Origin of the sequence: Nocardia panacis (assembly GCF_003598715.1) — a bacterium.
In the GTDB taxonomy this organism is placed as follows: Bacteria; Actinomycetota; Actinomycetes; order Mycobacteriales; family Mycobacteriaceae; genus Nocardia; species Nocardia panacis.
In genome coordinates this window covers 426,895-453,127 of record NZ_QZFU01000016.1, presented here as the reverse complement: position 1 = coordinate 453,127, position 26,233 = coordinate 426,895, and the positions used below count along the sequence as shown (strand labels likewise).

The 26,233-nt window shown below is 67.0% G+C and carries 29 protein-coding genes; 24 read left to right on the top strand and 5 right to left on the bottom strand.

The window, feature by feature from the left end:
• Nucleotides 1-8: 8 nt before the first annotated feature.
• Nucleotides 9-716 (top strand): SIMPL domain-containing protein, encoded by a 708-nt coding sequence (locus D5S18_RS10315; RefSeq protein WP_120039583.1) that lies wholly within the window; start codon nt 9-11, stop codon nt 714-716.
• Between the two features lie 3 nt (nt 717-719).
• Here D5S18_RS10315 and D5S18_RS10310 read toward each other — a convergent pair whose 3' ends face one another.
• On the bottom strand, nt 720-1,748 hold the full coding sequence (locus tag D5S18_RS10310) for a beta-ketoacyl-ACP synthase III (protein ID WP_120039582.1): 1,029 nt from the start codon (nt 1,746-1,748) through the stop codon (nt 720-722).
• 347 nt (nt 1,749-2,095) lie between these two features.
• Between D5S18_RS10310 and D5S18_RS10305 the strand changes: the two genes are divergently transcribed.
• The 3 genes from D5S18_RS10305 (at nt 2,096) to D5S18_RS10295 (ending at nt 4,663) form a co-directional block, all read left to right on the top strand.
• Nucleotides 2,096-2,809: a phosphatidylserine decarboxylase gene (locus D5S18_RS10305; RefSeq protein WP_120039581.1), complete on the top strand. Its 714-nt coding sequence runs from the start codon at nt 2,096-2,098 to the stop codon at nt 2,807-2,809.
• Nucleotides 2,806-3,696, top strand: a complete 891-nt coding sequence (locus D5S18_RS10300) for a CDP-alcohol phosphatidyltransferase family protein (RefSeq protein WP_120039580.1) — start codon at nt 2,806-2,808, stop codon at nt 3,694-3,696. The genes D5S18_RS10305 and D5S18_RS10300 overlap by 4 nt, the downstream gene beginning before the upstream one ends.
• A gap of 250 nt (nt 3,697-3,946) precedes the next feature.
• A complete protein-coding gene (locus tag D5S18_RS10295) occupies nt 3,947-4,663 on the top strand; it encodes a Clp protease N-terminal domain-containing protein (RefSeq protein ID WP_120039579.1) in 717 nt (238 codons plus the stop codon).
• On the opposite strand, the gene D5S18_RS10290 is transcribed toward D5S18_RS10295, so the two are convergent.
• Nucleotides 4,664-5,338, bottom strand: a complete 675-nt coding sequence (locus D5S18_RS10290; RefSeq protein WP_120039578.1) for a suppressor of fused domain protein — start codon at nt 5,336-5,338, stop codon at nt 4,664-4,666.
• Nucleotides 5,339-5,371: 33 nt separating this feature from the next.
• The gene (locus D5S18_RS10285) at nt 5,372-7,420 is read right to left on the bottom strand and encodes an NAD(+) synthase (RefSeq protein WP_120039577.1); all 2,049 of its coding nucleotides are present in this window, start codon (nt 7,418-7,420) and stop codon (nt 5,372-5,374) included.
• Nucleotides 7,421-7,555: 135 nt separating this feature from the next.
• Here D5S18_RS10285 and D5S18_RS10280 point away from each other — a divergent pair, with 135 nt between their 5' ends.
• Nucleotides 7,556-7,855, top strand: coding sequence for a DUF222 domain-containing protein (locus tag D5S18_RS10280; protein ID WP_120039576.1), 300 nt, complete (start codon nt 7,556-7,558; stop codon nt 7,853-7,855).
• Between the two features lie 263 nt (nt 7,856-8,118).
• Complete coding sequence (gene groL, locus D5S18_RS10275) at nt 8,119-9,744, top strand: chaperonin GroEL (protein ID WP_120040520.1); 1,626 nt, start codon at nt 8,119-8,121, stop codon at nt 9,742-9,744.
• A gap of 79 nt (nt 9,745-9,823) precedes the next feature.
• Here groL and D5S18_RS10270 read toward each other — a convergent pair whose 3' ends face one another.
• Nucleotides 9,824-10,822, bottom strand: coding sequence for an SMP-30/gluconolactonase/LRE family protein (locus D5S18_RS10270; protein WP_120039575.1), 999 nt, complete (start codon nt 10,820-10,822; stop codon nt 9,824-9,826).
• Nucleotides 10,823-10,954: 132 nt separating this feature from the next.
• Here D5S18_RS10270 and D5S18_RS10265 point away from each other — a divergent pair, with 132 nt between their 5' ends.
• The 11 genes from D5S18_RS10265 to D5S18_RS10215 all read left to right on the top strand — a co-directional run bounded on the left by D5S18_RS10265 (nt 10,955) and on the right by D5S18_RS10215 (nt 20,164).
• The gene (locus D5S18_RS10265) at nt 10,955-11,410 is read left to right on the top strand and encodes a MarR family winged helix-turn-helix transcriptional regulator (protein WP_120039574.1); all 456 of its coding nucleotides are present in this window, start codon (nt 10,955-10,957) and stop codon (nt 11,408-11,410) included.
• A 103-nt stretch (nt 11,411-11,513) separates the two neighbouring features.
• Nucleotides 11,514-12,665 carry an ABC transporter substrate-binding protein gene (locus D5S18_RS10260; protein WP_120039573.1) on the top strand — a complete coding sequence of 384 codons (1,152 nt, stop codon included), beginning with the start codon at nt 11,514-11,516 and terminating at the stop codon, nt 12,663-12,665.
• A complete protein-coding gene (locus D5S18_RS10255; protein WP_120039572.1) occupies nt 12,665-14,500 on the top strand; it encodes an ABC transporter permease in 1,836 nt (611 codons plus the stop codon). The genes D5S18_RS10260 and D5S18_RS10255 overlap by 1 nt, the downstream gene beginning before the upstream one ends.
• A complete protein-coding gene (locus D5S18_RS10250) occupies nt 14,481-15,356 on the top strand; it encodes an ABC transporter ATP-binding protein (protein WP_120039571.1) in 876 nt (291 codons plus the stop codon). The genes D5S18_RS10255 and D5S18_RS10250 overlap by 20 nt, the downstream gene beginning before the upstream one ends.
• Nucleotides 15,349-16,083, top strand: a complete 735-nt coding sequence (locus tag D5S18_RS10245; protein WP_120039570.1) for an ABC transporter ATP-binding protein — start codon at nt 15,349-15,351, stop codon at nt 16,081-16,083. The genes D5S18_RS10250 and D5S18_RS10245 overlap by 8 nt, the downstream gene beginning before the upstream one ends.
• Entirely contained in the window at nt 16,080-17,084 is a 1,005-nt protein-coding gene (locus D5S18_RS10240) for an LLM class flavin-dependent oxidoreductase (protein ID WP_120039569.1), read from the top strand. The genes D5S18_RS10245 and D5S18_RS10240 overlap by 4 nt, the downstream gene beginning before the upstream one ends.
• A gap of 2 nt (nt 17,085-17,086) precedes the next feature.
• A complete protein-coding gene (locus D5S18_RS10235; RefSeq protein WP_147403921.1) occupies nt 17,087-17,512 on the top strand; it encodes a hypothetical protein in 426 nt (141 codons plus the stop codon).
• Nucleotides 17,509-18,102, top strand: a complete 594-nt coding sequence (locus tag D5S18_RS10230) for an alkylhydroperoxidase domain protein (RefSeq protein WP_120039567.1) — start codon at nt 17,509-17,511, stop codon at nt 18,100-18,102. Before D5S18_RS10235 ends, D5S18_RS10230 begins: the two co-directional genes overlap by 4 nt.
• A 44-nt stretch (nt 18,103-18,146) precedes the next feature.
• Nucleotides 18,147-18,347 carry a hypothetical protein gene (locus D5S18_RS10225; protein WP_147403920.1) on the top strand — a complete coding sequence of 67 codons (201 nt, stop codon included), beginning with the start codon at nt 18,147-18,149 and terminating at the stop codon, nt 18,345-18,347.
• Between the two features lie 292 nt (nt 18,348-18,639).
• On the top strand, nt 18,640-19,272 hold the full coding sequence (locus D5S18_RS10220; RefSeq protein WP_239003648.1) for a TetR/AcrR family transcriptional regulator: 633 nt from the start codon (nt 18,640-18,642) through the stop codon (nt 19,270-19,272).
• 31 nt (nt 19,273-19,303) lie between these two features.
• Nucleotides 19,304-20,164, top strand: a complete 861-nt coding sequence (locus tag D5S18_RS10215) for an alpha/beta hydrolase family protein (protein WP_120039564.1) — start codon at nt 19,304-19,306, stop codon at nt 20,162-20,164.
• On the opposite strand, the gene D5S18_RS10210 is transcribed toward D5S18_RS10215, so the two are convergent.
• Nucleotides 20,165-22,210: a prolyl oligopeptidase family serine peptidase gene (locus D5S18_RS10210; RefSeq protein ID WP_120039563.1), complete on the bottom strand. Its 2,046-nt coding sequence runs from the start codon at nt 22,208-22,210 to the stop codon at nt 20,165-20,167. It abuts the gene before it with no gap.
• Between the two features lie 287 nt (nt 22,211-22,497).
• Between D5S18_RS10210 and D5S18_RS10205 the strand changes: the two genes are divergently transcribed.
• The 7 genes from D5S18_RS10205 to D5S18_RS10175 all read left to right on the top strand — a co-directional run bounded on the left by D5S18_RS10205 (nt 22,498) and on the right by D5S18_RS10175 (nt 26,210).
• Entirely contained in the window at nt 22,498-22,932 is a 435-nt protein-coding gene (locus D5S18_RS10205) for a hypothetical protein (RefSeq protein WP_120039562.1), read from the top strand.
• A 182-nt stretch (nt 22,933-23,114) separates the two neighbouring features.
• On the top strand, nt 23,115-23,441 hold the full coding sequence (locus D5S18_RS34820; protein WP_158607849.1) for a WXG100 family type VII secretion target: 327 nt from the start codon (nt 23,115-23,117) through the stop codon (nt 23,439-23,441).
• Nucleotides 23,438-23,740, top strand: a complete 303-nt coding sequence (locus tag D5S18_RS10195; protein ID WP_120039560.1) for a WXG100 family type VII secretion target — start codon at nt 23,438-23,440, stop codon at nt 23,738-23,740. The genes D5S18_RS34820 and D5S18_RS10195 overlap by 4 nt, the downstream gene beginning before the upstream one ends.
• Nucleotides 23,737-25,236: an ADP-ribosyltransferase gene (locus D5S18_RS10190; RefSeq protein ID WP_120039559.1), complete on the top strand. Its 1,500-nt coding sequence runs from the start codon at nt 23,737-23,739 to the stop codon at nt 25,234-25,236. The genes D5S18_RS10195 and D5S18_RS10190 overlap by 4 nt, the downstream gene beginning before the upstream one ends.
• 15 nt (nt 25,237-25,251) lie before the next feature.
• Nucleotides 25,252-25,485, top strand: a complete 234-nt coding sequence (locus D5S18_RS10185; protein ID WP_120039558.1) for a hypothetical protein — start codon at nt 25,252-25,254, stop codon at nt 25,483-25,485.
• 74 nt (nt 25,486-25,559) lie between these two features.
• Complete coding sequence (locus D5S18_RS10180) at nt 25,560-25,775, top strand: hypothetical protein (protein WP_120039557.1); 216 nt, start codon at nt 25,560-25,562, stop codon at nt 25,773-25,775.
• A 171-nt stretch (nt 25,776-25,946) separates the two neighbouring features.
• Complete coding sequence (locus tag D5S18_RS10175; RefSeq protein ID WP_147403919.1) at nt 25,947-26,210, top strand: hypothetical protein; 264 nt, start codon at nt 25,947-25,949, stop codon at nt 26,208-26,210.
• Nucleotides 26,211-26,233: the final 23 nt, after the last annotated feature.

The following is a 26,233-nucleotide window of genomic DNA, read 5'->3' as shown; positions in this document are numbered from 1 at the left end:
TCCGCGATATGCGCATCGGGACACGTCGCACGGCCGCCGCTGTGGCGGGCGTTTGCGGCTTGCTCGTGGGCTGCTTGCTCGTGGGCTGTGGCCGGGCGGCGGAGCCCGCCCACACCGACCGCGAGGTCACCGTGGTCGGCACCGGCCAGGTGCGCGGCGCACCCGACACCCTCAATGCCGACCTGGGCGTGGAGGCCACCGCCGACAATGTCTCCGCCGCCATCTCCACCGCCGATGCGCGCGCCCGCGCCATGACCGATGCCATGGTCGCGGCGGGCGCGGCCCGCGAGGACATCCGCACCGCCGATATCTCCGTGCAACCGCAGTACGGTCCGGATGGTCGCGTCGTCACCGGCTATCGCGCCGCGAACATGGTGCACGTGGTGGTGCGCGATCTGCCGAAGGCTTCGGCCGTCCTGGACGGCGCGACCAAGGCGGGCGGCAATGAGACCAGGGTGCGCGGTGTGTCCTTCGCGCTGGAGGACAATTCCAAACTCATCTCCGACGCCCGCGCCCGCGCGTTCGCCGATGCCAAGGCGCGCGCCGAGCAGTACGCGGTGCTCGCCGGGCGCGCACTCGGCGCGGTCGTCACCATCGATGAGACCGGCGGGCAGAATCAGCGCCAGCCGAGTCCGGCCGCGCCGGAGGCGTTCTCGCTCGAGCCCGGCACCCAAACGGTGACCTTCACCGTGAAGGTCACCTGGGCGCTCGGCTGAGAATTACTGCCAGGCGGGCAGTTTCACGACCTGGGCCGCATAAGACAGCCCGGCGCCGAAGGCGATGAGCAGCGCCGTATCGCCGGGCTGGGCCTGCTGTTTGCGCAGCAGCGCCTCCATGGCCAGCGGGATCGAGGCGGCGGAGGTGTTGCCCGTCTCCTCGATATCGTTGGCCAGCGCGCAGTGCTCGGGCAGTTTGAGCGTCCTGGCCATGATCTCGATGATCCGACCATTGGCCTGGTGCGGGATCATCGCGTCCATATCCTCGGGGGTGAGGCCCGCGCGGTCCATGGCGTCGCGGCACACCTTCTCCAACGAGTGCGCGGCCCAGCGGAATACGGCTGTGCCCTCCATGGCCAGGTAGGGCCGCACGGCGGCGAGACCCTTCTCCTCGATCTCGTCGAAGAATTCGATCCAGTCCTTGTCCTGGCGGATGGCGTGGCTCTGGGTGCCGTCCGAACCCCAGACGGTGGGGCCGATGCCCTGTTCGGCGGCCGGACCCACGATGACGGCGCCCGCACCGTCGGCGAACAGGAACGCGGTGGAGCGGTCGCGCGGGTTGACCGTGTCGGTGAGCTTCTCCACGCCGATCACCAGCACATGCTGCGAAGTGCCCGCCCGCACCAGATCCGAGGCCACGGCCAGCGCGTGGCAGAACCCGGCGCAGCCCGCCGAGATATCGAAGGCGGCCGCGCCGTTCATCCCCAGTTCGGTGGCGATCTGCGGGGCCGCGGCCGGGGTGAGCAGCAGATGGGTGGAGGTGGCCACGATGACGCAGTCGACCTGGTCGACCGCGACGCAGGCCGATTCCAGCGCGCCGCGGGCCGCGGCGACGCTCATGCTGCGGATGGTCTCCTCTTTCGAGGCGAAGCGGCGGGTCTTGATGCCGGAGCGGGTGCGAATCCATTCGTCGCTGGAGTCGATCGGACCCGCCACCTCGGCATTGGTGACCACACGGGCCGGGCGGTAGACGCCGAGCCCGAGGATCGCGGTGTGCTCTTGCCCTGCGGTCCGGGCGATGCGAGCAGCCATGGTCCGTCTCCTATGTTGTCGCGATCCTCACCGAACCTCGCGGTCCGGCGCCGGCTCGGCCGGAGGACCGAAAGCTTCGGCGAACTCAATCTGCCCGTGCCTACGGTGCCGTAGACATGAGGCCCCCTCATATTAGCCCGACGATCACGGCGTCGAGTGCCTATGCTCACATTTGCGGTATACGCCTGCTAGCGCAACGCTTGCTGTACGCCGCGTGAACCCTTGTCCGAAGCGGGACCGGTGGTACCGATGTTGTGCCTGGTAAGGGCGCGACCGGCCGACGGTCCGCGCGGCGTAGTGTGTGAACGCTCGCCTCAGTTATGTCAGGAACAGGAAAGTAGGAACCTGTGGCACGCCGCCCCACCCCGCCCGGCACGCCCGACCGCACCGGCCTCGGCCACACCGTTGACCTGGTGCGCAATGCGATCCCCCCCTTGCACCCCGCCGGGCTGCCCTTCGTCGCCGCACCCCTCGCGGTCGCCGTGCTCGGCGGCCGTCGTCGGTGGGTGCGCCGCGCGGGCCTGGCGACGGCCGCGATCTGCGCCGGCTTCTTCCGGCACCCGCATCGGGTGCCGCCCAACCGTCCCGGCGTGATCGTCGCGCCCGCCGACGGCGAGATCGCGTTGGTCGACACCGCCGCTCCCCCCGCGGAACTGGGCCTGGGCACCGAACCGCTGCCCAGGGTCAGCATCTTCCTGTCGGTCCTCGATGTGCACGTGCAGCGGGTCCCGGTCTCGGGCATCGTGCGTCAGGTGCTGCATCAGGCGGGCAGATTCCGCTCGGCCGACCTGCCCGAGGCCAGCGCCGAGAACGAGCGCAACAGCGTGGTCCTGGAGACCGAATCCGGCCAGCGGATCGTGGTCGTGCAGATCGCCGGGCTGCTGGCGCGCCGCATCGTGTGCGAGGCCCGCCCCGGCGACAAACTCACCATCGGCGACACCTACGGCCTGATCCGCTTCGGATCGCGCGTGGACACCTACTTCCCGGTGGGCACCGAACTGCTCGTCCGGCCCGGCCAGCGCACCATCGGGGCCGAGACCGTGTTGGCCGTCCTGCCATGATCGAGGCCGCATCCACTCCCAAGCGCAGGCGACGCAGCATTCTGCTGCTGCCGAGCGTGGTGACCATCCTGGCGCTGTGCGCCGGTCTGTCGGCGGTCAAATTCGGACTGGACGGCCGGTTCGACATCTCGCTGGCCATGATCGGCGCGGCAGCCGTGCTCGACACCCTGGACGGTCGCCTGGCCCGGATGCTCGACGCCACCACCAAGATGGGCGCGGAACTGGATTCGCTGTCCGACGCCATCTCCTTCGGCGTCGCGCCTGCCCTCATCCTCTATGTGGCGCAACTGCAAAAGGAGAGCGCGGGCTGGATCGTGGCGCTGGTCTTCGCCGTCAGCCTGGTGCTGCGGCTGGCCCGGTTCAACACCCTGCTCGACGACGACACCCGCCCCGACTGGTCACGGGAGTACTTCGTCGGGGTGCCCGCGCCCGCCGCCGCGCTCATCGCCATGGTTCCGGTCGCCATCTCGGTCCAATTCGGGGACGGCTGGTGGGACGGCTTCTACGTCACCGCGGCGTGGACGCTGTTCGCGGCGGCACTGGCCGTGAGCACCATTCCGACCCTGGCCATGAAGTCGGTCTCGGTCGCGCCGCAGGCCGCGGCCGGACTGCTGGTGCTGGTGGCGCTGGCGGCGGCGGCGCTGGTGACCTACCCGATCATCCTGCTGCTGGTGCTGGTCCTGCTGTACCTGGGGCACATCCCGTTCGCCTGGCATTCGCAGCGCTGGGTCGCCGCGCGCCCGGAGACCTGGCAGCACAAGCCCGCCGAGCGGCGCGCCCAGCGCCGGGCCGACCGCAGGCGACCGGTCATCAGACGACCGACCATCAAGGGTTCGAGCGCGCGGTTGCGACTGCGTCGCCCCGGTAGTCGGCAACGAGCCGAATAATATTGCGGTACTGAGTGTTTCGTGGCCCTGCGACCGATTCGGCAAGGCCGCGCGATGAGGCGCTCGCGCCATGAGCGCCCTCGTGGCCGGTGTTGATGAAGCCGCATTCTGCCGCTCTGCTCAATGAAGCCGCGGGCCGCAGCCGGTGTCGATGATGCGGCCTCGTCGGTATCGCGGAGTGGACAGGCGTGATTCGATGTGGCGTCAACCAAGCATTGACGATCACGGATCGTCAACCTATCGTTGACGCATGACATTCGATATTCGCCTCGACGATCTGATCGCAGGCATCAAGAAGGCCCGTCCCGACGATGTGCTCGAACAACTCTCCGACGCCGTGGTCGCCGGGGATCACCTCGGCGAAGTGGCCGATCACCTGATCGGCCACTTCGTGGACCAGGCCAGGCGCTCCGGCGCGTCCTGGACCGATATCGGGGCCAGCATGGGCGTCACCAAGCAGGCCGCGCAGAAACGCTTCGTCCCCAAGGGCGGCGGCGATCCCGCCGCGGCCCTGGATCCGAATGCGGGTTTCGCCCGATACACCCTGCGCGCCCGACAGGTCGTGATGGCTTCCCAGCAAGCCGCGCAGACCGCGAGCAATGATCGGATCGACCCGCCGCATCTGATTCTGGCGCTGCTGAGCGAGCCGGAAGGCTTGGCGTACAAGCAGATTGTCGAACAGGGTGTCACCGCCGACGCGGTGCGCGAGGCGGCCGCCGCGGCGCTACCGGAGGCGTCGGCGGAGATTCCGCCGATCATTCCCTTCGGCGCACCGGCCCGCAAGGTGCTCGAATTGACCTTCCGCGAGGCGCTGCGGCTCGGCCACAATTACATCGGCACCGAGCACATCCTGCTCGCTCTGCTCGAATTCGAGAACGGTTCGGGCACACTCAGCGACCTCGGCCTGAATAAGGCGGCGGCCGAGGCGAGTCTGGCGCGAATGCTGGCCGGTATCGTCGCCGAGTGATCAGCCGCGACCGCGCAGTCCGCCGCCCCACATCGGCCAGCTTGCTTGCGGTTTGGGCTCGGAAACCAGCGAGTCGCGGTCGAGGTTGGTGCACAGCAGCGGGATTCGCGATTCCAAGGTGCTCAGCAGGTCGATGGCCTTGCCGCCCAGCGCGGCCCGGTATTCGGTCATGGTCAGGCCGACGGCTTGCAGAAAGCGCAGCCTTCCGTGGGGGGTGTCGATCGCGCCGAGTTCGGGATCGACGGTGAAGGCGAACGCCTGGATCCGGGATTCGGCGCGCTCGGGGTCCAGCGGACCGTTGGCCTTGATGGTGTGGCCGGGTTCGAACCACTTGCCCGACTGAATCACATAGCGCGCCAACGTTTGCAGGAATCCCGCAGGCCAATTCGGGGCATCGTTCTCCTCGGGGCGACGCGCCAGCCGGAAGGTGAATTCGAAACCCCAGCCCGAGATGTTCGGGTCGTCCCACTCCTTCTCGTGCAATTCGGACAGTCCGTATCCGATGTAGTGCCAGTGCGGGACGGGTTCGGAGCGCGGGTAGGCGCTGACACCGTCGAGCGGATCGGGGCCACCGAGCGAATACGGTTGTACGGTCCCCCAGTGCGCGGGTCGGGTCTGGCCGTACAGCGGTCGCAGCGCGGCGTCGATGGCCTGCCAGCCGGGTGCTTCACTCACTCCGCAACGATAGGCCCTGTAGGACTGTGGTTTTCAGTCGGGAACATCGCGCGCGAGCTCGTCGAGCCAGGCGGCCGCCGAGGCATCGCTCGGCGCGCGCCAATCCCCGCGCGGGGACAGCGATCCGCCCGAGCCGACCTTGGGCGCGTTGGGCAGGGTGGAGCGTTTGAACTGACTGGTCCGCACGAAGCGGCGCAGGAATTCGGCGAGCCAGTATTTGATGGTGGGCAGATCGTAGGCGCCGCGATGCTCCACCAGGTCGGGCCAGTGGCCGCGCTCGGGATCGGACCAGGCGTGCCTGGCCAGGTAGGCGATGCGGCTGGGCCGGTAGCCGAAGCGCAGCAGATAGTAGAGGTGGAAGTCCTGGAGCTCGTAGGGGCCGACGGTGTCCTCCGAGCGCTGGCCGGGCGCCGAATCATCCGCGGCGGGAATCAATTCGGGTGAGATCTCGGTGCGCAGAATCGAGGAGAGCACCTCGCCCGCCGCCGCGCCGAACTGGTCGGTGTCCACCGCCCAGGCGATGAGATATTTGATCAGTGTCTTTGGCACCGAGGCGTTCACGCTGTAGTGCGCCATGTGGTCGCCGACGCCGAAGGTGCACCAGCCGAGGGCGAGTTCGCTCAGATCGCCCGTGCCGACGACCAAACCGCCGTGATGGTTGGCCAGCCGGAACAGATGTGAGGTGCGCTCGCCCGCCTGCACATTCTCGAAGGTGGTGTCGTACTGCGGAATATCGTGCGCGGCAGGATGATCCAGATCCCGCAGCATCTGCTCGGCGGATGGACGGATATCGATCTCGCCCGCCGTGACGCCCAGCGCGGCCATCAACCGATGGGCGTCGGCGTGGGTGCGGGTGCTGGTGGCGAAGCCGGGCATGGTGTACGCGAGCACATTGGCGCGCGGCAGACCGAGCCGATCCATGGTTTTGGCCGCCACGATCAGCGCCTGGGTGGAATCCAGACCGCCGGAGACACCGATGATCAGGTGCCGGGATCCGGTGGCGCGCACCCGTGTGGTCAACCCCTCCACCTGAATGTGGTGCACCTCGGCGCAGCGCTCATTGCGGGCGGCGGGATCGCTCGGTACGTAGGGGAAGCGGGGAATCTCCCGGCGCAGCCCGACCGGGCGGGTGGGCACCGGCAGTTCGAAGGCGATGCGCCGCAGGCGGATCAGGCGCTCGCGGTGGTCGTGCACATTGTCGGCGAAACTGGTGGTCCTGATCCGATCGGCGGCGAGGCGGCGCAGATCGATATCGGCGCTGACCAATCGGGGTTCGTCGGTGAAACGCGCGCCCTCGGCGAGCAATTCCCCGTTCTCGCACACCAGCGCCTGACCGTCCCAGGCCAGATCGGTGGTGGACTCCCCGTGTCCGGCCGCGGCATAGAGGTATGCCGCGAGATAGCGGGCGGAGTGCGAGGCGCACAGCGCGCGCCGATAGTCGGCCTTCCCGATGACGATATTGCTCGCCGACAGGTTCACCAGCACCGAGGCTCCCGCGAGCGCGGCGAATCCGCTGGGTGGCAGGGGAACCCAGCCGTCCTCGCAGATCTCGAGGTGCATGGTGAACCCGTCCAGGTTCGTGGCCTCGAACAGCAGATCGGCGCCGAAGGGGACGCGTTGCCCGGCGATGGTCGCGTGGTCGTCCAAAACCTCGCGGGCGGCCGCGAATTGGCGCTTCTCGTAGAACTCCCGATAGTTCGGCAGGTAGCTCTTGGGCACCGCGCCGAGCACGGCGCCGCGCCGGATCGCGATGGCGCAGTTGAACAGTCGCCCCTGTGCCCGCACGGGTGCGCCCACCACCAGCACGGTATCCAGGTCGCCGCTGGCCGCGACGACCGCGTGCAGCGCGGTGGTGACGGCGTCGTCCAGCGCGTCCTGGTGGAACAGGTCCTCGGCGGTGTAGCTCGACAGGCCGAGTTCGGGGAAGACGGTGAGCACCGCGTGGTCGGCGGCGGCCAGCCCGGCCAACTCGATGGTCTGTTCGGCATTGAACGCCGGATCGGCCACCCGCACCCGCGGCACCGCGACGGCGACCCGCGCGAAACCGTGCCGGTAGAGCGAGTCGAACGGCAGTGCGGGCACGGCGTCCCCTCTCGGCGGGTCGACCACGGAGGTGCTGCGCTGAAATCTACGCCCGACTCGGACCCCGCGCCCGGCCTCGGATATACCGGGCGGTCGCGTTCCGGACCGGGAATCGGGGATAGCTAAGATGTGGCTATGGCGGATGACAGAGACGCCGACCTCATCGCAGGAGAGCGGCGCGCGGATTTGATGCGGGCTCTGTTGTACGTCTCCACCGAATCGGGTCCCGACGGCGAATACATCATCAATGGCGACCTGCCCCCCGAGGTGGCGCCGCCGTTCATTCGCGCGATCATGCGCGTCGAGGCCGAACTGCTCCTGCACGATGCCGAACTGGTCACCGTGGACACCGGCGAGCCGCGCTCCCCGGAGGAACGTCGCGCCGACGCCTTCGTCGCACTGGTGCTCCGGGTCGACGACCGCCGCGCGGTCTGAGGTGGGCCGACCGCCGCGCGGTCTGAGGTAAGCCGACCGCTCAACCTATCCACAGGGACCTTGCACTCGCCATCGGTGAGTGCTAAAAATGGCTTTGGCACTCTCGACCTGTGAGTGCCAGGGTCGGGACGGTGAGACCGGGTTCCATCGACACCCTCGGTCGTCCGTCGCGGGCACCGAACCTGGCCGGCGTAACTGGGACGATCCCAACCTGCGGTCGTCCTGCGTGTCAGCCCCATATACATGTGGAGGATTCCAACGCAATGGCCAAGACAATTGCGTACGACGAAGAGGCCCGTCGCGGTCTCGAGCGGGGTCTGAACAGCCTCGCCGACGCGGTCAAGGTGACGCTGGGCCCGAAGGGTCGCAACGTTGTCCTGGAGAAGAAGTGGGGCGCCCCCACGATCACCAACGATGGTGTGTCCATCGCCAAGGAGATCGAGCTGGAGGACCCCTACGAGAAGATCGGCGCCGAGCTGGTCAAAGAGGTCGCCAAGAAGACCGATGACGTCGCGGGCGACGGCACCACCACCGCCACCGTGCTCGCCCAGGCACTGGTGCGCGAGGGCCTGCGCAATGTCGCGGCCGGTGCGAACCCGCTGGGTCTGAAGCGCGGTATCGAGAAGGCCGTCGAGGCCATCACCACCGCCCTGCTGGATTCGGCCAAGGAGGTCGAGACCAAGGAGCAGATCGCCGCCACCGCCGGAATCTCCGCGGGCGACTCGTCCATCGGCGAGCTCATCGCCGAGGCCATGGACAAGGTCGGCAAGGAAGGCGTCATCACGGTCGAGGAGTCCAACACCTTCGGCCTGCAGCTCGAGCTCACCGAGGGCATGCGCTTCGACAAGGGCTACATCTCGGGCTACTTCGTCACCGACCCGGAGCGTCAGGAAGCGGTCCTCGAGGATCCCTACATCCTGCTGGTCGGCTCGAAGATCTCCACCGTCAAGGATCTGCTGCCGCTGCTGGAGAAGGTCATCCAGGCCGGTAAGCCGCTGCTGATCATCGCCGAGGACGTGGAGGGCGAGGCCCTGTCCACCCTGGTGGTCAACAAGATCCGCGGCACCTTCAAGTCCGTCGCGGTCAAGGCCCCCGGCTTCGGTGATCGTCGCAAGGCGCAGCTGGCCGATATCGGCATCCTGACCGGTGGCGAGGTCATCACCGAGGAGCTGGGTCTCTCGCTGGAGACCGCGGGCCTGGAGCTGCTCGGCCAGGCGCGCAAGGTCGTCGTCACCAAGGACGAGACCACCATCGTCGAGGGTGCGGGCGACGCGGAGGCCATCAAGGGTCGGGTCGCGCAGATCCGGGCCGAGATCGAGGCGTCGGATTCGGACTACGACCGCGAGAAGCTGCAGGAGCGGCTGGCCAAGCTGGCCGGCGGCGTCGCGGTCATCAAGGCGGGCGCGGCTACCGAGGTGGAGCTCAAGGAGCGCAAGCACCGCATCGAGGATGCCGTGCGCAACGCCAAGGCCGCCGTGGAGGAGGGCATCGTCGCCGGTGGCGGCGTGGCCCTGCTGCAGTCGGCTCCCGCGCTGGAGAAGCTGAGCCTGACCGGCGATGAGGCCACCGGTGCCAACATCGTGAAGGTGGCGCTGTCCGCGCCGCTGAAGCAGATCGCGTTCAACGCGGGCCTCGAGCCCGGTGTGGTGGCGGAGAAGGTGGCCAACCTGCCCGCGGGCCACGGCCTGAACGCCGCCTCCGGCGAATACGAGGACCTGCTGGCCGCCGGCGTCGCCGACCCGGTCAAGGTGACCCGTTCCGCGCTGCAGAACGCGGCCTCCATCGCCGCGCTGTTCCTCACCACCGAGGCCGTCGTGGCCGACAAGCCGGAGAAGGCCGCCGCTCCCGCGGGCGACCCGACCGGCGGCATGGGTGGCATGGACTTCTGAGTCCTGCCGCTCGGCAACCCCTTGCGAACCGGAAGCCGGTCCACCCTCGGGTGGGCCGGCTTCCGGCGTTTCGGGAGGATCAGATGCCCGAGACCTTCAGCACCCGGAACGGGCGATTCGGCGTGCCGGGGCCGAACGGGCCGCCCTTGTCGAATTGCGAGGCGGCGACCAGCAATTCGTCACCCCGGTGCACCAGCGAGGTCGGGATGGCCAGGCCCGGATCGGTGAACCGCTGCTCCTCGGTGGCGCTCGCGCCGTCGTCGCCGATGTGCCAGCGGCTGATGGCATTGGCGGAGTTTTGTGCGGCCCACAGGGTTTCGCCGCGCAGCTCCATACCGTCGGTACCCTTCAAATCGTCGCCGCGCAGTGTCACCCTGCGAATGGGGGCGTTGTCGCCGGGTGCGAGCGAGACCCGGTAGAGGTCGCCGCCGGTCATATCGACGACCAGCAGGTAGCGGCCCGCGGCATCGGCCACCACGCCATTGAGGTTGTAGGCGTCGGGTGCGTGCGGAGCCAGTGCGGATCCCAGGTCGAAGGCGGCGATGAGGTCGCCGTGACCGCCATTGGCGCGCGCGGTGTCGAATTGCGCGGGGGTGACGCGGTAGAGGACCGGGCGGACGCTGTCGGTCAGGTAGGCGGTGCCGTCCGGGGTGAAGACCAGGTCGTTGACGAAGAATCTGTCGGTCCCGGTGGCGGCGAATTGCGCGAGCAGCGCGCGGGTCGAGGTGTCGTAGACGGCTACGCCCTTCGTCGAGTCGATGACCCACAGTCGCCCGGCCGGGTCGACCTTCACGCCATTGGCCGTATTGCGTCCCTCCGCGCCCGCGGGCAGGAAGATCTCCGCCGCGTCCGTGTTCGGCGCCGCGCGGAAGACCTCGCCGGTGAGGTACGAGCTGACGTAGGTCGCGCCCGTTTTGGCGTCGACGGTGATGCTTTCCGGGTAGGCGCGGTCGCTCGGGAGCGTGTAGGCGGTGGCGAGCTGCGGTTTCTCGGCGGCGGCGGGGGTGATGGCCTGCTCGCCCGCGTGGCCGCAGGCCGTGGCCAGGGTCGCGATGCTCCGGCGCGGCTTGTGGGACATGGTCCTACCTCTCATTGTGTCGACTGGCCCGTCGACCATGTGTGCCCGAATGATCGAACTGACACGAACGTAGATTAGAACTCTAATAATCGTCAAGACTCGAATGATTCGACGGGTGGATACGATGCCTGCATGACCCCCATGCCCGTAGCCGAGCGCCTCGGCAGCTTCATCAAGCGCGCCGAGCGTGCCCTCCAGGCCGCCAAGGCCGCGGCGCTCAAGCCGGCGGGGCTCACGGTGCCGCAGTATTCGGCGCTGCTGTTCCTGGAGGAGAATCCGGGCATCTCCGCCGCCGGACTGGCCCGGCTGTGCGGGGTGACGCCCCCGACCATGAATACGATCCTGGCCAACCTCCAGGACCGCGATCTCGTCGAACGCCACCAGCACGCCTGGCACAAGAATGTGCTCGAGACCCGACTCACCCCGGCGGGCGAGCGGGTCCTGGCCGAGGCCGATGCGGGACCGGTCGGGGTCGAGCGCGCGCTCGCCGCCGAATTCACCGCGACCGAACATGCCGCGCTGCGCGAACTGCTCACCCGCTGCGCCGACTTCCTCGAGGCCATCCCGGAAGATCCGAAACTCCGTTAATCTCAGCCTGATTCGAAGGATTTGCCGGATCATTGCGCGCTGTTAGCGTTGCGGCGGAGGGCCACCGATATCTGCGGCCCGATCCCGTGAGGAAATAACGCAAATGAGCAAGTCCCCGTCCCGGCGCGCATTTCGATTCGCCGCCGGGGTACTCGTCGCCGTCGCGACCGCAGGTTCGGTCGCGGCCTGCGGCACCCGATCCGAAAATGCCTCGGATACCGTGTATTTCGGGGTATCCGGGCCGAGGACCGGAAATTCCGCCGAGTACGGCAGGCTCTGGCAGCAGGGTTTCGAACTGGCGCTCGACGAGGTGAACGGCGCGGGCGGGATCAATGGCAGGAAGGTCGCGCTGAAATGGGAGGATTCACAATCCGATCCCAAGCAGACGGTGCCGATCGCCACCAAGTTCGTCAATGATCGCTCGGTGATCGCCGAACTGGGCGATTTCTCCTCGCCCGCCTCCATCGCCGCCTCGCCGGTCTACAACCGGGGCAAGCTCGTGCAGTACGGATTCACCAATTCCGCCGTCGATTTCACCAAGGCGGGCGACTATTCGTGGAGTCCGTCCATCACACTGGACGTATTTCAGGAGCGCAATGCGGAGTGGGTGCGCGCGAAGGCCAAGCGGGTTTCGGTGGTCTACCTCGAAACCGATTGGGGCAAACAAGCTTTCCAATACTTCGAGAAGTACGCCAAAGACAAGGGGATCGAGATCGCCTACTCCTCGCCGATCCTGCCCGATTCCACCGATCTCAAACCCGTCCTGATCAAGGGCAGACAGGCCGATCCGGAGGCGTTCGTCCACCTCGGTTACGGACCCGACGGCGCGCTGGTCATCAAGCAGCTGCGCGATATCGGTTTCACCGGGCCGTATTTCGGCGGCCAGAACACGCCCCAATTCATCTCGCTCGCCGGACCGGCCGGGGAAGGGGATATCGTCAACGGCGTCTTCAGCCCGGCGGATCCGGATCCGAAGGTGCAGGATTTCGTCACTCGCTTCCGCGCCAAGTTCCACACCGATCCCGGCGATTTCAACGTCTACTCCTATGACGCGCTGAAGGTGCTGATCAAGGCGGCGCAGAAGAGCGGGGCCACCCGCGAGGGCATCCTCGACGGATTGCGCACCGAAACCCAGTTCTACGGCATCGGTTTGGGCACCTTCGGCTTCGATCAGCAGACCCGTCGCCCGCGCGGGGTGACACCGCGTGAACTCGTGTTGCGCGCGGGCGCTTTCGTACCGACCGGGAATCGCTGATGGTCGACACGCTCATCGCGGGCGTGATCCACGGCAACGCGTACGCGCTGCTGGCCGTGGGGATCACCCTCATCTTCGGCGTCACCAATGTCATCAATTTCGCGCACGGCGCGGTGTTCGCGCTCGGATCGGTGCTCGGGTGGTGGTTGATCGCCCAGCAGGGTGCGCCGCTGTGGTTGGCCACGGTGCTGGTGGTCGCGGTGACAGCCTTGGTCGGCGTCGCCATCAATGTGTTCGCGGTGCATCCGCTGCGCCGCGCCCCGGCCATCGCGGCCCTGCTCGCCACGGTGGCGGCCGGATTGATCATCGAGAACCTGGCGCAGCTCATCTTCGGACCCGATACCCGGCCGTTCCCGGCGGTGCTGCCCACCAATAACTTTCGGCTCGGCGGCGTCCGCTTCGGCACCTCCGACCTGGTCATGCTCGCCATCACCGTCGCGGTCATGGTGGGATTGGGCGGATTCCTGCGCTTCAGCCGATTCGGATTGGCCATTCGGGCCACCGCGCAGGATCCCGACGCCGCCGCGCAGATGGGGATCGGTGTCGGCCGAATCCAGGTGCTGGCCTTCGCCATTGCCTCCGGACTCGGCGGACTGGCGGGAATCTTTGTCGGCCTTTACAACTCGAATATCTCGCCGACCAGCGGATCAGCGGCGGGACTCACCGGATTCGTCGCGGCCACCATCGGCGGACTCGGCTCGATTCCGGGCGCGGTGCTCGGCGGACTCGTCCTCGGATTGGTGGAGGCCTACGGCATCTACCTCTTCGGCGACGGCTACCGGGATCTGATCACCTTCGGCGTGCTGGTCGCGTTCCTGGTGTTGCGGCCCGGCGGACTGCTGGCCAAGGCGCCCGCGCTCGCGGCCGAACCGATGACCGGGACCTTCCTCGGTGCCGGGCGGCCCCTGCGGATTCGCCGGTGGCACGCGGTGGCGGCCTTTGTTGTTGCCGCCGTGCTGGTTCCGCTGGTGGCCGACAGTTATGCCGTGGTTGTCGGCACCCAGATCATCGTGTACGCCATTGTGGCGGTCTCGATGACGCTGGTGGCCGGGTCGGCCGGGCAGTTGGTGATCGGGCAGGCCGGGCCGATCGCCATCGGCGCGTATACCTCCGCGATCCTCACCGTTGATCACGGTTGGCCATTCCTCGCCGCGGTGCCGGTCGCGGGCGTGGTGGCGGCCGTGGTGTCCTCGGTGCTCGCCGCGCCGCTGTGGCGGCTCAATGGGCATTACGTGGCCATCGCCACGCTGGGTATCGGCATGGTGATCGTGGCGGTGATCCGCAACTGGGAATCGCTCACCAACGGCAGCTACGGCATCTTCGGTATTCCGGTGCCGACGCTGTTCGGATACGAATTCACCTCTGGCACCCAGGTTTTCCTGCTCGACCTGGCGGTGTTGGCGCTCGTGGTCGCGGTGATCGTCGGGATTCAACACTCTCGGCTGGGGGTGGCGCTGCGGGCGGTGGGGGCCGATGAGATCGCGGCGCGCTCCTCCGGTGTGCCGGTCCGCGACTACAAGGCGCTGGCCTTCGCGCTTGCCGCGCTATTCTCCGGGATCGCGGGCGCGTTGCTGGCCCACCAATACAGCTATATCGATCCGTCGGTGTTCAACTTGCCCATGTCATTGCTGATCGTGACCATCCTGGTGCTCGGCGGCACCGGATCGCCTTATGGCGCGGTAGTGGGCGCCGCGGTGTTGATCGGGGTGCCCGAGGCGCTACGGCTCACACCGGAGTTGCGCATTCTGCTGTACGGGGTGGTGCTGCTGCTGTTCATTCGGTTCCGACCGCAGGGAGTTCTGGTGAGGAGGGATCGTGTCCGAGTCGCCGCATGAACCGGTGCTGACCGTGACGGGGTTGCGCAAGGCATTCGGCGGTGTCCAGGCCGTTGATGGTGTCGAATTGTCCGTCGCTCCAGGGGAATTCGTTTCGATCATCGGGCCGAATGGGTCCGGGAAGACGACTACGGTGAACCTCGTATCCGGGGTGTTGCGCCCGGATGCGGGCGAGATCCGGGTCGGTGGGGTTCGTTTGCGGCCGGGTAGTCAAGAGGCGGCCGCGGCGGCGGGTATCGCGCGAACCTTCCAGAACGGGCGCGTCTTCGGGAATCTGACGGTGCGCGAGAATATTTCGGTCGGCCTGCATACCGCGCTGCGGGCGGCACAGCCGTGGCGCGGACTGGCCGGGTTCCCGGTGCTGCGGTGGTTGCCGCTGCTCGCCGAACTGGCATTGGCTCTGATCCCGACACCGGCCGTGCGTGCCGAACGCCTGCACGCCGAGGCCGAGGTGGACACCCAGCTGTCCCGCTTCGCCGAACGACTCGGTCCGCGCGCCGACCAGCTCGCCCACACCCTGTCCTATGCCAACAGGCGACGCACCGAGATCGCCAGAGCGCTCGCGCTGCAACCGATCCTGCTGCTGCTCGATGAGCCCGCGGCCGGTATGAACCAATCCGAGACCGCAGAGGTGGGCGCGCAGTTGGCCGAACTGAAGGCGGCCGGACACACCATCGTGCTGGTGGAGCACAAACTCGAACTGGTCAACGCGCTCTCGGATCGGGTGATCGTGCTCGATGAGGGGCGGATCATCGCCGAGGGCGCGCCCGCCCAAGTGCGAGCCGATCCCCGTGTCATCGAGGCATATCTGGGCCGCAGGCGTGTCGGCACCGAAGAGGCGGTCGCCGATGTCTGAGCATCCGATCCTCGAATTCGATGAAGTGACAGTGCATTACGGTGCGTCCCGCGCGCTTGACAAGGTTTCGATCGTCGTGCGTCCCGGCGAGATGGTCTCGCTGCTCGGCGGCAATGCCTCGGGCAAATCGACCACCATGAAGACCGCGCTCGGCCTGCTGCGGCCGAGTTCGGGCGCGGTCCGCGTCAATGGCGTCGAACTGACCGCGACCGCGCCGCCCGCGCGTATCGCGGCCGGTCTGGCCTCGGTGCCGGAGGCGCGGCGCGTCTTCCCGGCCATGACCGTCGAGGAGAACCTCTACGTCGGCGGTTACATTCGCAAGGAGCGCCGCTCGGCGCTCGCGGCCAGAGCCGCCGAACTCTACGAGCACTTTCCACGCCTGCGCGAGCGGCGCGGTCAGCAGGCGGGCACGCTGTCCGGCGGCGAACAGCAGATGCTGGCCTTCGCCAGGGCGCTGATGAGCAAACCCCGACTCGTCTGCATGGACGAGCCGACCATGGGGCTCTCACCGCTGTTCGTGGACCGTGTGCTGGACGAAATCGCCAGGCTCAACCGGGAATTGGGGTTGGCCATCCTCATTGTGGAACAGCAGGCCGAGTTGGCGCTGTCCATCGCGCACCGCGGCTATGTGCTGCGCGGCGGCGAGATCGTGCTGCGCGGCACGGCGGCGGAACTGCTCGACGATCCTCGGGTCCGCGACGCATACCTGGGAAAGGTGACCTCATGACCACCCCGAAGCGCCTCGGCCTGTTCACCCGCCTGGTGCGCCACGACGACGGGCAGAGCGCGGCCGAAGTCTATCGAGACGCATTGGCGCAGTTCGACCTTGCCGAAAGCCTGGGCTACGACACGGCCTGGGTGGCGCAGCATCACGTCGATCCCGCCGAGGGCGGTCTGCCCGCCCCGCTGGTGTTCCTGGCGCACGCGGCGGCCAGGAATACCCGGATTCGGCTCGGCACCGCCATCCTCACCCTCGGGCTGGAGGATCCGATCCGGGTCGCCGAGGACGCCGCGGTGCTAGACACCCTGTCCGGTGGTCGACTCGAATTGGGCTTCGGCAGTGGCGGTTCGAGGAGTTCGTTCGAGCTGTTCGGCCAGGCGGGAGACCGGCAGCAGGTCTACGCCGAGAAGCTGCGGGTTGTCTCGGCGGCGCTCGACAATGCCGAACTGCTGCCGGGGCGCCGATTGCATCCGCCCGCCGCGAACCTGCGCGAACGCGTCTGGCACGCCACCTTCTCCACTGCCGGTGCCGAGCGGGCCGGGAAGGCGGGTGCGGGACTGCTGCTCTCCCGAACGCAGCCGCGTGATCCCGCCGCGCCGGATGCGGGCATCGACGCGATCCAACGGCCGCTGATCGAGGCATACCTCGACGCCCTACCGAAGAAGGTCGAGCCCCGAATCGGTGCGTCCCGAACGGTTTTCGTGGCCGACGACGCGGAATCCGTCGCGCGCCACGCCGAGCGCGGCGCGCGGCGCTTCCTCGATCATCTGCGGACGGCAGGCACGCCCGAGATCGCCTCGACCGTCGCGCAGGTGCTGCGCGATTCCTATCTCGGCACACCCGATGAGGTGGTCGAACAACTGGCCGCCGATACCGCTGCCGCCCGCGCCACCGACCTCATTGTGCAGATCCATCCGATAGATCCGGACCAGCGGGCGACCCTGCGGTCCATCGAACTCATCGCCACCGAGGTCGCCCCGCGCCTCGGGTGGCGGGCGAAAGGTTGACGGTGACAGACATTATCGACGAGGTGCTCGGATCGGCCGTTCCGATCCGGCAGTCGCGACCCACCGTGGTCGCGCATACGCAGGGCGTATACGAGGCGCTGTTCGAGGGCGAGGTGGCCTTCGGCCGGGAGCGCTCGGCCGTCATCGCGGCCCGCGTCGCGACCCTCGCGGGTGCGCCGGAGCTCGCCCGACACTATTCGGAAATAGCAGGTGCGGAGCGAGATTCGGATGCGACGCTCGATGCGGCACTGGACCACGCCGAACGCCTCACCACCGCACCCGCGACCAGCACCCGCGCCCATATCGCCGCCCTCGCCGCCGCAGGTCTGAGCGAACACGACATCGTGACGCTCACCCAACTCGTCGGCTACGTCAACTACCAGGTTCGGCTGCTCGCCGGCCTCACACTGCTCGGAGGTGCCGCATGAGCGAGGTGCGCGAGGTCGAACCGGACAGGCGGCCAACGGGATTCACCCTGGACGAGCTGGACTGGGTGCCCTGGGTGGAACCCATTCGCCTGGCCGACGCCGATGCCGCGCAGCGTCCCCTGCTGGAAGGGCAACGCGGGGAGAGTCCATACTTCCGTCTGCTGGCCCGCAACCCCGAAGTGCTCGCCGAGCGCAGTGCCAATGATCGGGAGATCTTCTACGGTCGAGACGGATTGTCCAGGGCCGAACGGGAATTGGCCGCCACGGTCACCTCCCGACACAATGGCTGCGTGTACTGCGCCTCGGTGCACTCCCGCTTCACCGCCCAGTTGGCCAAGCGCACCGAGGACGTCCAACGCCTCCTGGATACCGGAACCGACGTGCGCATCGATGAACGTTGGGACGCGATCATCGATTTCGTCACCGCACTCACCGCGCAACCACCCCGAGCCCAACCCGCGCACCTGGATCGATTGCGCGCCCTGGGCCTGAGCGATACCGAGATTCACGATCTGGTGCTGTCCACCGCCTCCTTCTCCTGGGCCAACCGGATGATGCTCAGCCTGGGCGAACCCGAGGTCACCGGCTGATTCGAGCCGCGGGGGTGGCGGAGGCGGCGGCGGAGGAGGAAGCTGTGGTGGTGGCGGTTGATTACCCAGCCAAGCTCACCTGGCGCGTGGCCTTCGGGCTCGCCGCGCCCGCCGCGGTGGTGGCCGCCTTCGACATCCACTGGGCGGGGGCGGCCTTCGTCATTCTGGTGGTCATCGGCTTCGTGGCGCTGGTGATCGATATCGTCGGCTGGTCGACGATCGTGCGTCGTTTCCGGCGCGACTGATTCTCTCGAATTGCGTCGGCCGACAAATCCGGACCGTGGTATTAGTTTGCCGTTCCGGCGGGCCTAAATAATTCTAGAATATTCCTCTAAATTATCCGATACCGATCGATCGGTCACGATCCATATTTATGGCAAACCCGTGGTGACGTGGGGTGCGCGGGGTCGAAGGCCGATAAATGGCGAGTCGACCACTGGGCGGCCAACTTTCGGCAAACTAGAGAGTTCACAATGGTTGAAGCGAACACCCGGATCCATGTCGAGGCGGGGATCGGCTTGGGTATTGTCTGCCCCAATGTCACAGGATGCGAATACGCGACGAATGTATGCCGGGTTGCCCGTGGCGGACCGGCAACGGGAACGACGCGCGCGATTTCTGGAATCCGGCCTGACGGTCTTCGCGCGCGACGGTTACACCACCAGTTCGGTCGGCGCGATCTGTAAGGACGCCGGACTCTCCTCGCGTCAGTTCTACGAGGAGTTCAACGGCCGCGAATCGCTGCTGCTCGAGATCTACGAGCGCATCGACAGGGAGTCGCGCGAGGCGGTCGCGGCAGCCCTGGAGGCTAAATCCGATGCGAGCGCCGTCGACACCATTGATACCGCGGTGCGCGCCTACATCGAGGCGATCGGCACGGATCCGCGCAAGGCCCGCGTCGCGCTGGTCGAGGTGGTCGGCGCGGGGCCGAAGATCGAGAAGTTCCGGCTCGAGCTGCGCCGGGTGTGGGGCAAACTGCTCGCGGGCGCGGCCAAGAACGCCGCCATGCACGGCGAGATCCCGCCCGGCGACTACGAGATGCGGGTGCTCGCGGTGATCGGCGCGGTCAACTACGTCGTCGACTCGTGGAGCGGCGCGAGTCCGCGCGCACCACTCGACGATGTCATCCGGGTGCTCAGTCGTGTCATCGTCGGAGCCGTCGGAGCTTAAACCCGCGCATGGCCGTAGTAGCGTTCGCGGCATGGAGACGGTTCCGATCCAGATGCCGGACGGAAGTTCGGTCCCGGTGCGGCTGCTCCCGGCCGCGGGCACGCACCGCCATCCGGTCACCCCCGACGCGCCGCGCGCCGCCGTGGTCATCGCGCCCGGCCTCGGCGTACCCGCCGGATACTACGAGGGTTTCGCGCTCGCACTGGCCCGGCGCGGCTTCGACGTGGCCATCGGCGAGTTGCGCGGCAATGGCGACAGCCGCCCCAAACCCAGCGCCACCAGCACCTACGGCTACCACGAACTGGTCTCGGTCGACTTTCCGGCCATCTTCGAGGTGGTGCGCGACCGCTTCCCGGACAGCACTCCCTACCTGCTCGGCCACAGCATGGGCGGACAGCTCGCCGTGCTCTACGCCGCGCGGGTGCGCGGCCGCCTCGGCGGGTTGATCCTCATCGCCTCCGGCACCCCATACCATCGCGGCTACCGGGGACTGTCCGGTCCCGGCATGCTCTTCGGCACCGCCGCCATCTCGCTGACGGCCAACCTGGCGGGTTTCTGGCCGGGAGATCGCCTGGGACAGACCGGATTCGGACGACAGTCCAAGGTGCTCATCTCGGATTGGGCCCGGCTCGCCCGCACCGGACGCTTCGTCCCGCTCGGTGCGGATATCGACTACGAGGAGCGCGTGTCCCGGCTGAAACTGCCCGTCCTCGCCATCACCGTGACCGGCGACGACCTGACTCCCGAGGGCGCGGCCGAGCATTTGGTGTCGAAGATGCCGAATGCGGAGCTCACCTGGTGGCGGGAGCCGGAACCGCTGGGGCACAACGGATGGATCGCGCAGCCCGCCACCACCATCGACCGGATCGAGAAATGGCTGCGCGATCGCTAGTCACCTCAACAGTTCCGAGAAGAACTCATAGATCAGCGCCGCCTGGAAAGCCGACTGCTTGTTGTCGGCCGCGCCGCCGTGTCCGCCCTCGATATTCTCGTGGTACCAGACCCGATGACCCTGCGACTCCAGCAGCGCCGCCATCTTGCGGGCATGACCGGGATGCACGCGGTCGTCGCGGGTCGAGGTGGTCAGCAGGATGGGCGGATACTTCGCATCGGCCCGAACATTCTGATACGGCGAGTATTTCGAGATGTACTCCCATTCGGTCGGGTTGTCCGGGTCACCGTACTCCGCCATCCAGGACGCGCCCGCCAGCAGCAGGTGGTAGCGCCGCATATCCAGCAGCGGCACCTGGCACACGATGGCCCCGAACAGTTCCGGGTAGCGGGTCAGCATGACACCCATGAGCAGGCCGCCATTGCTGCCGCCCACCGCGCCCAACTGTTCGGGCGTGGTGATGCCGCGCGCCACCAGATCCCGCGCGATGGCCGCGAAATCCTCGTACACCTTGTGCCGGTTGGCCTTCTGCGCCGAGGTGTGCCACTGCGGGCCGTATTCGCCGCCGCCGCGGATATTGGTGGTCACCCAGGTGCCGCCCTGCTCCAACCAGCCGATACCCGACGCACCGCTGTAGGCGGGGGTGCGCGAGACCTCGAAACCGCCGTAACCCGACATCACCGTGGGACGCGGCGTATCACGATGGTCGCGGTGCCGAATCACGAAGTACGGCACCATGGTTCCGTCCTCGGAGCGGGCGAAGAACTGTTCGGTCTCGATACCGTCGGCGTCGAAGAAGCCGGGTTCCTGCTTGAGTCGGGTCGTCGCGCCGCCCACCGAACCGGCCAGCAGCGTGCCCGGCGTGGTGAAACCGCTTGTGCTGAGCATGAATTCGTCGCCGCCCTCCAGCGGATCCAGATTCAGCACGCTGGTGGTGGCCATCGATGGGGAATCGGCGAGGGGCGCCCTGGTCCAACCATCCACGCCGGGGGTGAGCACCGACAGCTTGGTCTGCACATCCTGCAGGGTGATGAGCAGCAGATGGTTCTCGGTCCAGCCGTAGCCGTGCAGCGAAGTGTGCTCGTCCGGGGTGAACAGCACCTCGAAATCCCTTGCACCATCGAGGAATTCCTTGAGATCCGCGACCAGAAGCGCGCCCGCCGGGTAGGTCCGGCCCGCCACCTCCCAGTCCGACTTCAGACGGATCGTGAGCCAATCCTTGTACCAGGAGGTGCCGGCATCGGTCGGGGTGTCCACCCGTATCAGTGCGCCATCGGACTCCAGGAGGTACAGCTCCTCATTGAAGAAGTCGGTGGCGCGGCCGACGAAATGCCGCTCATGGCCCGGGGTTCGGTCGTAACCGGCGGAGATGGCGACATCGCCCGCCGCGCCCTCGTACACCGTCACGGCATCCGCGAGCGGGGCGCCGCGCCGCCAACGCTTGGCGATGCGCGGATAGCCGGAGTCGGTCAGTGAACCGGCACCGAAATCCGTTCCGACATAGACATTGTCGATATCGATCCAGCTCAGTTGCGACTTCGCCTCGGGGAGGAAGTAGCCGCCGTCCGCCTGTTCGATGAATCGCCTTGTCTCCAAGTCGAATTCGCGCACCACCTTGGCATCCGCACCGCCGCGCGACAGGCTGATCATGGCGCGATTCTGCGCCGGGCGCAGCACGCCGGCCCCACCCCACACCCAGTTCTCGTCCTCGGCCGTGGCGAGCGCGTCCAGATCGATCAGGACATCCCAGTCGGGGGCGTCCTTGGCGTACTCCTCGAAGGTGGTCCGCCGCCACAGGCCACGCGGATGATCCGCATCCCGCCAGAAGTTGTACAGCCAACTGCCCCGACGGCCCGGATAGGCGATCTTCGCGTCGGTGTCGAGCATGTCCAGGATGCGGCGCTGCGTCTCGGTGAACCGGGGCGAGGAGGCGAAACGGTCCACCACCACGTCATTGCGGGCACGAGCCCAATCCAGGCACCGCTCGTCGGCGACCTCCTCCAGCCAGAGGTAGGGGTCCGTCACGCTCTCGTCAACGCCACTCATCCCCACATTCTCGCCGTCCTCCCGTTCGAGTCCACCTCAACCCCAACCCGCTGTGAGAACCGTCATGTTCCGCCGATCCGATTCGGGACATATCCGCCGCGGGCGCGGGTCGCCGCGAGCCCCTGTCGAGGGTCGTGTCCTGGGCATATACCCCACTTCGACCACTTTTCCCGAACCCCTTTCCTTCGATGGCGGCCAGGTGTCTGATCTCGGCTGCGGACGCGATACCGGCTCCTCGCCCTTCGTGCCCGCGCGAGATCGCACACAAGAAGGGGGCTTGCTCGACCATGAATCCATTTCCATCCCGCGACCAATTACTCCGGGCTTGCCGCGGCGAACAGGTTCCGGAACATCCACTGCTGCGCTGGGCGCGGATGCTGACCGTGCTGCACGAGTCCCGGATCGGTGACTCGCGCTGCGATATCGGCGAAAGCCTCAGCCTCGAACGCGAACTCGTCGATCGGATCGACCGGTGGGTCGAATCGCGCCCGCCCGCCCTCGACGGGGTTTGGGCATTGCATACGGAATCCGTTGGGGCAGTAGTAGACAGGGTCGCGCAACGGACCGCGTACGCCGCTGTCGCTTCGCGCGATGCGGGCGGGGACGAGCTGTGGGATGCGTGGGAAGAGTTGGCCGAGGCCGCTTTCGGCTACGAGGACCTGGTCGCGGAGCTATCCACCGGACGACGGCGAGTACCCGTGCGCCGGAGGGTCGAGGCATGACCGGGTGCTCGGCGATGAGCAGGTCCGACGTGCTCCGGGTGGTGGTTCTCGTGGCGGTGGCAGTGGCCATTGCCGCTGGTTGCGGTCGAGAAGTAAGCGGTACCGGTTCGGATGGCGCCTTTCGTGGTCGAGGGGTGTCCAGGAATACAGGGCACAACCCACTCGGGAAGCAGGAGGTCGGCATGGTCGCATCATCGACGGAGTTCGCGATGGTGCCCGAATCCGTACGCGGCGCAGGCGAATTCATCGTCGCGACCGCACAGGCGCTGATGGAGGGATTCCGCGCCGCCGACGCCGAGGTGCGCGGCCTGCGCGCATCGTGGCGCGGTACGGCCGCCGACGCCTACGGCGCGGGCTGGGAGCAGGTGCATCGCGGTGCGCTCGCCGCTTTCGACGCGCTCAAAGAACTGGCGACCGCGCTCGGGGCCTGCGCCGAGGCGGTGGCCGCGGTCGACGCCCGCCGCGCCGAGGTGCAGCGCAACTACATGTCCAGCCTGGTGCTGCCATGAGCGGTGACGATGTTGTCTACCGGGTCGATCTGGAGCATCTGGACCAGGTCACCGCGAAGGTCGCCGGGCTACTGGGATTCCTCGATGAATCGCTGCAAGGCATCGACACACGGGTCCGCGCGCTGCACAGCGAGTGGAGCGGCGCGTCCGCGGCCATGCACGTTCAGGCCCACCAGGACTGGGCGAAGGGAGTGGCCGAGATTCGCGCGGGCGTCGACGCGATGCATGAGGCCGCACGTACTGCCCACGCGCACTACAGCGATGTGTGCGCGATGAATATGAAGGTGTTCGGTCGATGACCGCGTCGCTGGTCATCGACGTCGCGACCTATTACGACATCGCGAAGAAACTGAATACCGCGGCCGGTGACTTCTTCGCCTGCGTCGACTCGTACTATCCGCGCCTCGACGAGGGCGGCGACATGTGCGGATCCTACGAGGAAGCCCGCAAATGGGCAGAATCCTACGATGCCCGCGCCAAAACTCTGCTGCTCGCGGTCACCAATATCGCCGGCGCCACCGGGAACTACGCCGGATTGATCAATCAGGCCGGGTTCAACCACGCCACCGCCGAATACAACGCCACCACCGGTGCGAAAGGGGCCGCACCGACCAAGCCGAGCCTGTACCCACCCGTCACCACGTGTCGGTATCCGCTGCCCAGCGCGGGCGGACCCGGATCCGGCCTACAGGAGGCCCTCGCGCTGGTAGCGAAGATCGGCATCATCGTCCCGGACGGCAACGCGGGAAAGCTGTCGAATATCGCCACAACCTGGCACGACATCGCCGCCGACCCGCGCATCACCGCATTCCCCGCCGCGCTGGCGGCGGCCATCGATCAGTTCGACGGCTCGGTGCGCAGCCCCGAGGTCGCGTTCATCGGCGAAGACCTCGCTCATTTGAAGACCGCCGTGCAAGACGTGATCGCGGGGATGAGTGAGCTCGGGATCTCGGCCCAGCACCATCGCGAAGCCCTCGATGCCCTGCGGGCGGCATTGAAGAAGGAACTCGAGCAGCTCGGCGAGGAACTGCTCAAAGAGTTGGCGATCAACTATGCCATCGGTATCGCGTTGAGCACCGTCACCTTCGGTATCGGGGTCGCGGTCGCCTCCGCGCGGGCGGTGCAGATCGCCGCCCGCTTCGCCAAGCCGATCAAAACCCTCATCGAGGAATGGAAGTTCGAACAAGGCATCGCCAAGGGCGTTGTAACCGAGATCGATATCGCCAAAAATGAGCGGGAAGTGCGGCGGATCGCCGAACTGGCAGAGAAGGCGAAGACCCCGACGCCGAAGAAGCCGGTCGACCTCGAACCGGTCGTACACCCGGAAGGGATCCCGAAGATCGATCTCGCCCCCGCCGACAAGACCGCACTCGCCGACTACACCGGCGGCGGCGCCTACGACCTCAACGCGGGCCTGCGCAGCGGGAACCTGAGCGTCGAACAGCAGGTCCGCGCCGATCAGCTCAACGCCACACTGGACAAACTGCCCGACTACCAGGGCATGGTCACCCGGCGCACCACCCTCCCGCAGGATGTTCTCGACAGGTACAAAATCGGCGGTGTCAGCACCGAGAAGGGATTCACCTCCTCCTCGGCGACCGCCGAGGCCGCGATGAAAGGTGAACGGGAAGTCGAATACCAGATCGTCTCCGTCCACGGAAAATACGTCGGCCACTACTCCAATGCCCCTCAGGAGTTGGAAGTGCTGTTCAAATCGGGGACGAATTTCGATGTGTTGAATAAATTCACCGACCCGAAAACGGGGCGGATCATCATCCAGATGAGAGAAAGCTAGCCGAGGACAGCAGACATGCCCGAAGAAAAAGCAGGAAAGATCTTCTACTCTCCCGAAGAGGTGGCCGCAGCGGGCTGGGGCCTCAGCGAAGAGGAGAGAAGCGAGGTGCAGAAGATGTTCGACGACTTCAACGCCAACCGCAACGCAGTACTGCCCGAGCCGACAGCCGAACTGCCAGGGCGGTTCGGCGGCGACGACCTCGCAGGCACCGAATACGAAGGTTGGACGCCCGACGGCGACCGGTCATAAACCTCTTGTCTGCCCCAGCGACTCGCCGAACCCGATGCGAATCATTGGCTGGGGAAACCGGAAAAGGACACGCTATGGAAGAGAAAGCAGGAAAGGTATTCCGCACCGCCGAGGAGGCGGGTTGGACCATCAGCGAGGAATACGGCAAGAAGTTGGATCAGATGTTCGCGGATTTCAACACCGACCGCAACGCGATGCTCCCCGAGTCGACAACCGGACTGCGGGGGCGGTTCGGCGGCGACGACCTCGCCGGCACCGAATATGAAGGCTGGACATCCGACAGCGATTGACCGCAACTCCTGTCCGCCTCGGAGGTCCAGCGTTGAGCCCGACGTAAATCATCCGCGTCGAATGATTCGGCGGGACGGAGAAAAGGAAAGAATCCGACGATGGAACACAGTGAGGATGAGTGCCGGGTGACTGTGGACCCGGCTGCTCCGGGACTGGTGACTCTTCTACATTTGGCTGCCGGTGAGGCCTCGGCGCGCGGGAATCGGCAGATCGATTTCGCCGACGTATTCGCCGCCTTGGTCAGCTTCGCCAATCCGCCGGGCTGGTGGCCCGGGAACGGCACTGCCCCGCTCACCTATGCGGAGTTTCGGAAGCTGGGACGCGCGCAGCTACCAGACCCCGCGCCCGAACCCGCGCCCGTCGCCGAGGTGTCGTGCGAGGTGAGAGGCCCGCACGCCGACTGGTTGGCAGCAAGGCTCAACCGCGCGTCCTAGCGGCGTAGGTGTATTGCGAGAGT

Coding starts and splice junctions, on each gene's coding strand:
- D5S18_RS10315 (WP_120039583.1), top strand. CDS start 9: ATGCGCATCGGGACACGTCGCACGGCCGCCGCTGTGGCGGGCGTTTGC.
- D5S18_RS10310 (WP_120039582.1), bottom strand. CDS start 1,748: ATGGCTGCTCGCATCGCCCGGACCGCAGGGCAAGAGCACACCGCGATC.
- D5S18_RS10300 (WP_120039580.1), top strand. CDS start 2,806: ATGATCGAGGCCGCATCCACTCCCAAGCGCAGGCGACGCAGCATTCTG.
- D5S18_RS10295 (WP_120039579.1), top strand. CDS start 3,947: ATGACATTCGATATTCGCCTCGACGATCTGATCGCAGGCATCAAGAAG.
- D5S18_RS10280 (WP_120039576.1), top strand. CDS start 7,556: ATGGCGGATGACAGAGACGCCGACCTCATCGCAGGAGAGCGGCGCGCG.
- groL (WP_120040520.1), top strand. CDS start 8,119: ATGGCCAAGACAATTGCGTACGACGAAGAGGCCCGTCGCGGTCTCGAG.
- D5S18_RS10270 (WP_120039575.1), bottom strand. CDS start 10,822: ATGTCCCACAAGCCGCGCCGGAGCATCGCGACCCTGGCCACGGCCTGC.
- D5S18_RS10265 (WP_120039574.1), top strand. CDS start 10,955: ATGACCCCCATGCCCGTAGCCGAGCGCCTCGGCAGCTTCATCAAGCGC.
- D5S18_RS10260 (WP_120039573.1), top strand. CDS start 11,514: ATGAGCAAGTCCCCGTCCCGGCGCGCATTTCGATTCGCCGCCGGGGTA.
- D5S18_RS10255 (WP_120039572.1), top strand. CDS start 12,665: ATGGTCGACACGCTCATCGCGGGCGTGATCCACGGCAACGCGTACGCG.
- D5S18_RS10245 (WP_120039570.1), top strand. CDS start 15,349: ATGTCTGAGCATCCGATCCTCGAATTCGATGAAGTGACAGTGCATTAC.
- D5S18_RS10240 (WP_120039569.1), top strand. CDS start 16,080: ATGACCACCCCGAAGCGCCTCGGCCTGTTCACCCGCCTGGTGCGCCAC.
- D5S18_RS10230 (WP_120039567.1), top strand. CDS start 17,509: ATGAGCGAGGTGCGCGAGGTCGAACCGGACAGGCGGCCAACGGGATTC.
- D5S18_RS10220 (WP_239003648.1), top strand. CDS start 18,640: ATGTCACAGGATGCGAATACGCGACGAATGTATGCCGGGTTGCCCGTG.
- D5S18_RS10215 (WP_120039564.1), top strand. CDS start 19,304: ATGGAGACGGTTCCGATCCAGATGCCGGACGGAAGTTCGGTCCCGGTG.
- D5S18_RS10210 (WP_120039563.1), bottom strand. CDS start 22,210: ATGAGTGGCGTTGACGAGAGCGTGACGGACCCCTACCTCTGGCTGGAG.
- D5S18_RS10205 (WP_120039562.1), top strand. CDS start 22,498: ATGAATCCATTTCCATCCCGCGACCAATTACTCCGGGCTTGCCGCGGC.
- D5S18_RS34820 (WP_158607849.1), top strand. CDS start 23,115: ATGGTCGCATCATCGACGGAGTTCGCGATGGTGCCCGAATCCGTACGC.
- D5S18_RS10195 (WP_120039560.1), top strand. CDS start 23,438: ATGAGCGGTGACGATGTTGTCTACCGGGTCGATCTGGAGCATCTGGAC.
- D5S18_RS10190 (WP_120039559.1), top strand. CDS start 23,737: ATGACCGCGTCGCTGGTCATCGACGTCGCGACCTATTACGACATCGCG.
- D5S18_RS10185 (WP_120039558.1), top strand. CDS start 25,252: ATGCCCGAAGAAAAAGCAGGAAAGATCTTCTACTCTCCCGAAGAGGTG.
- D5S18_RS10180 (WP_120039557.1), top strand. CDS start 25,560: ATGGAAGAGAAAGCAGGAAAGGTATTCCGCACCGCCGAGGAGGCGGGT.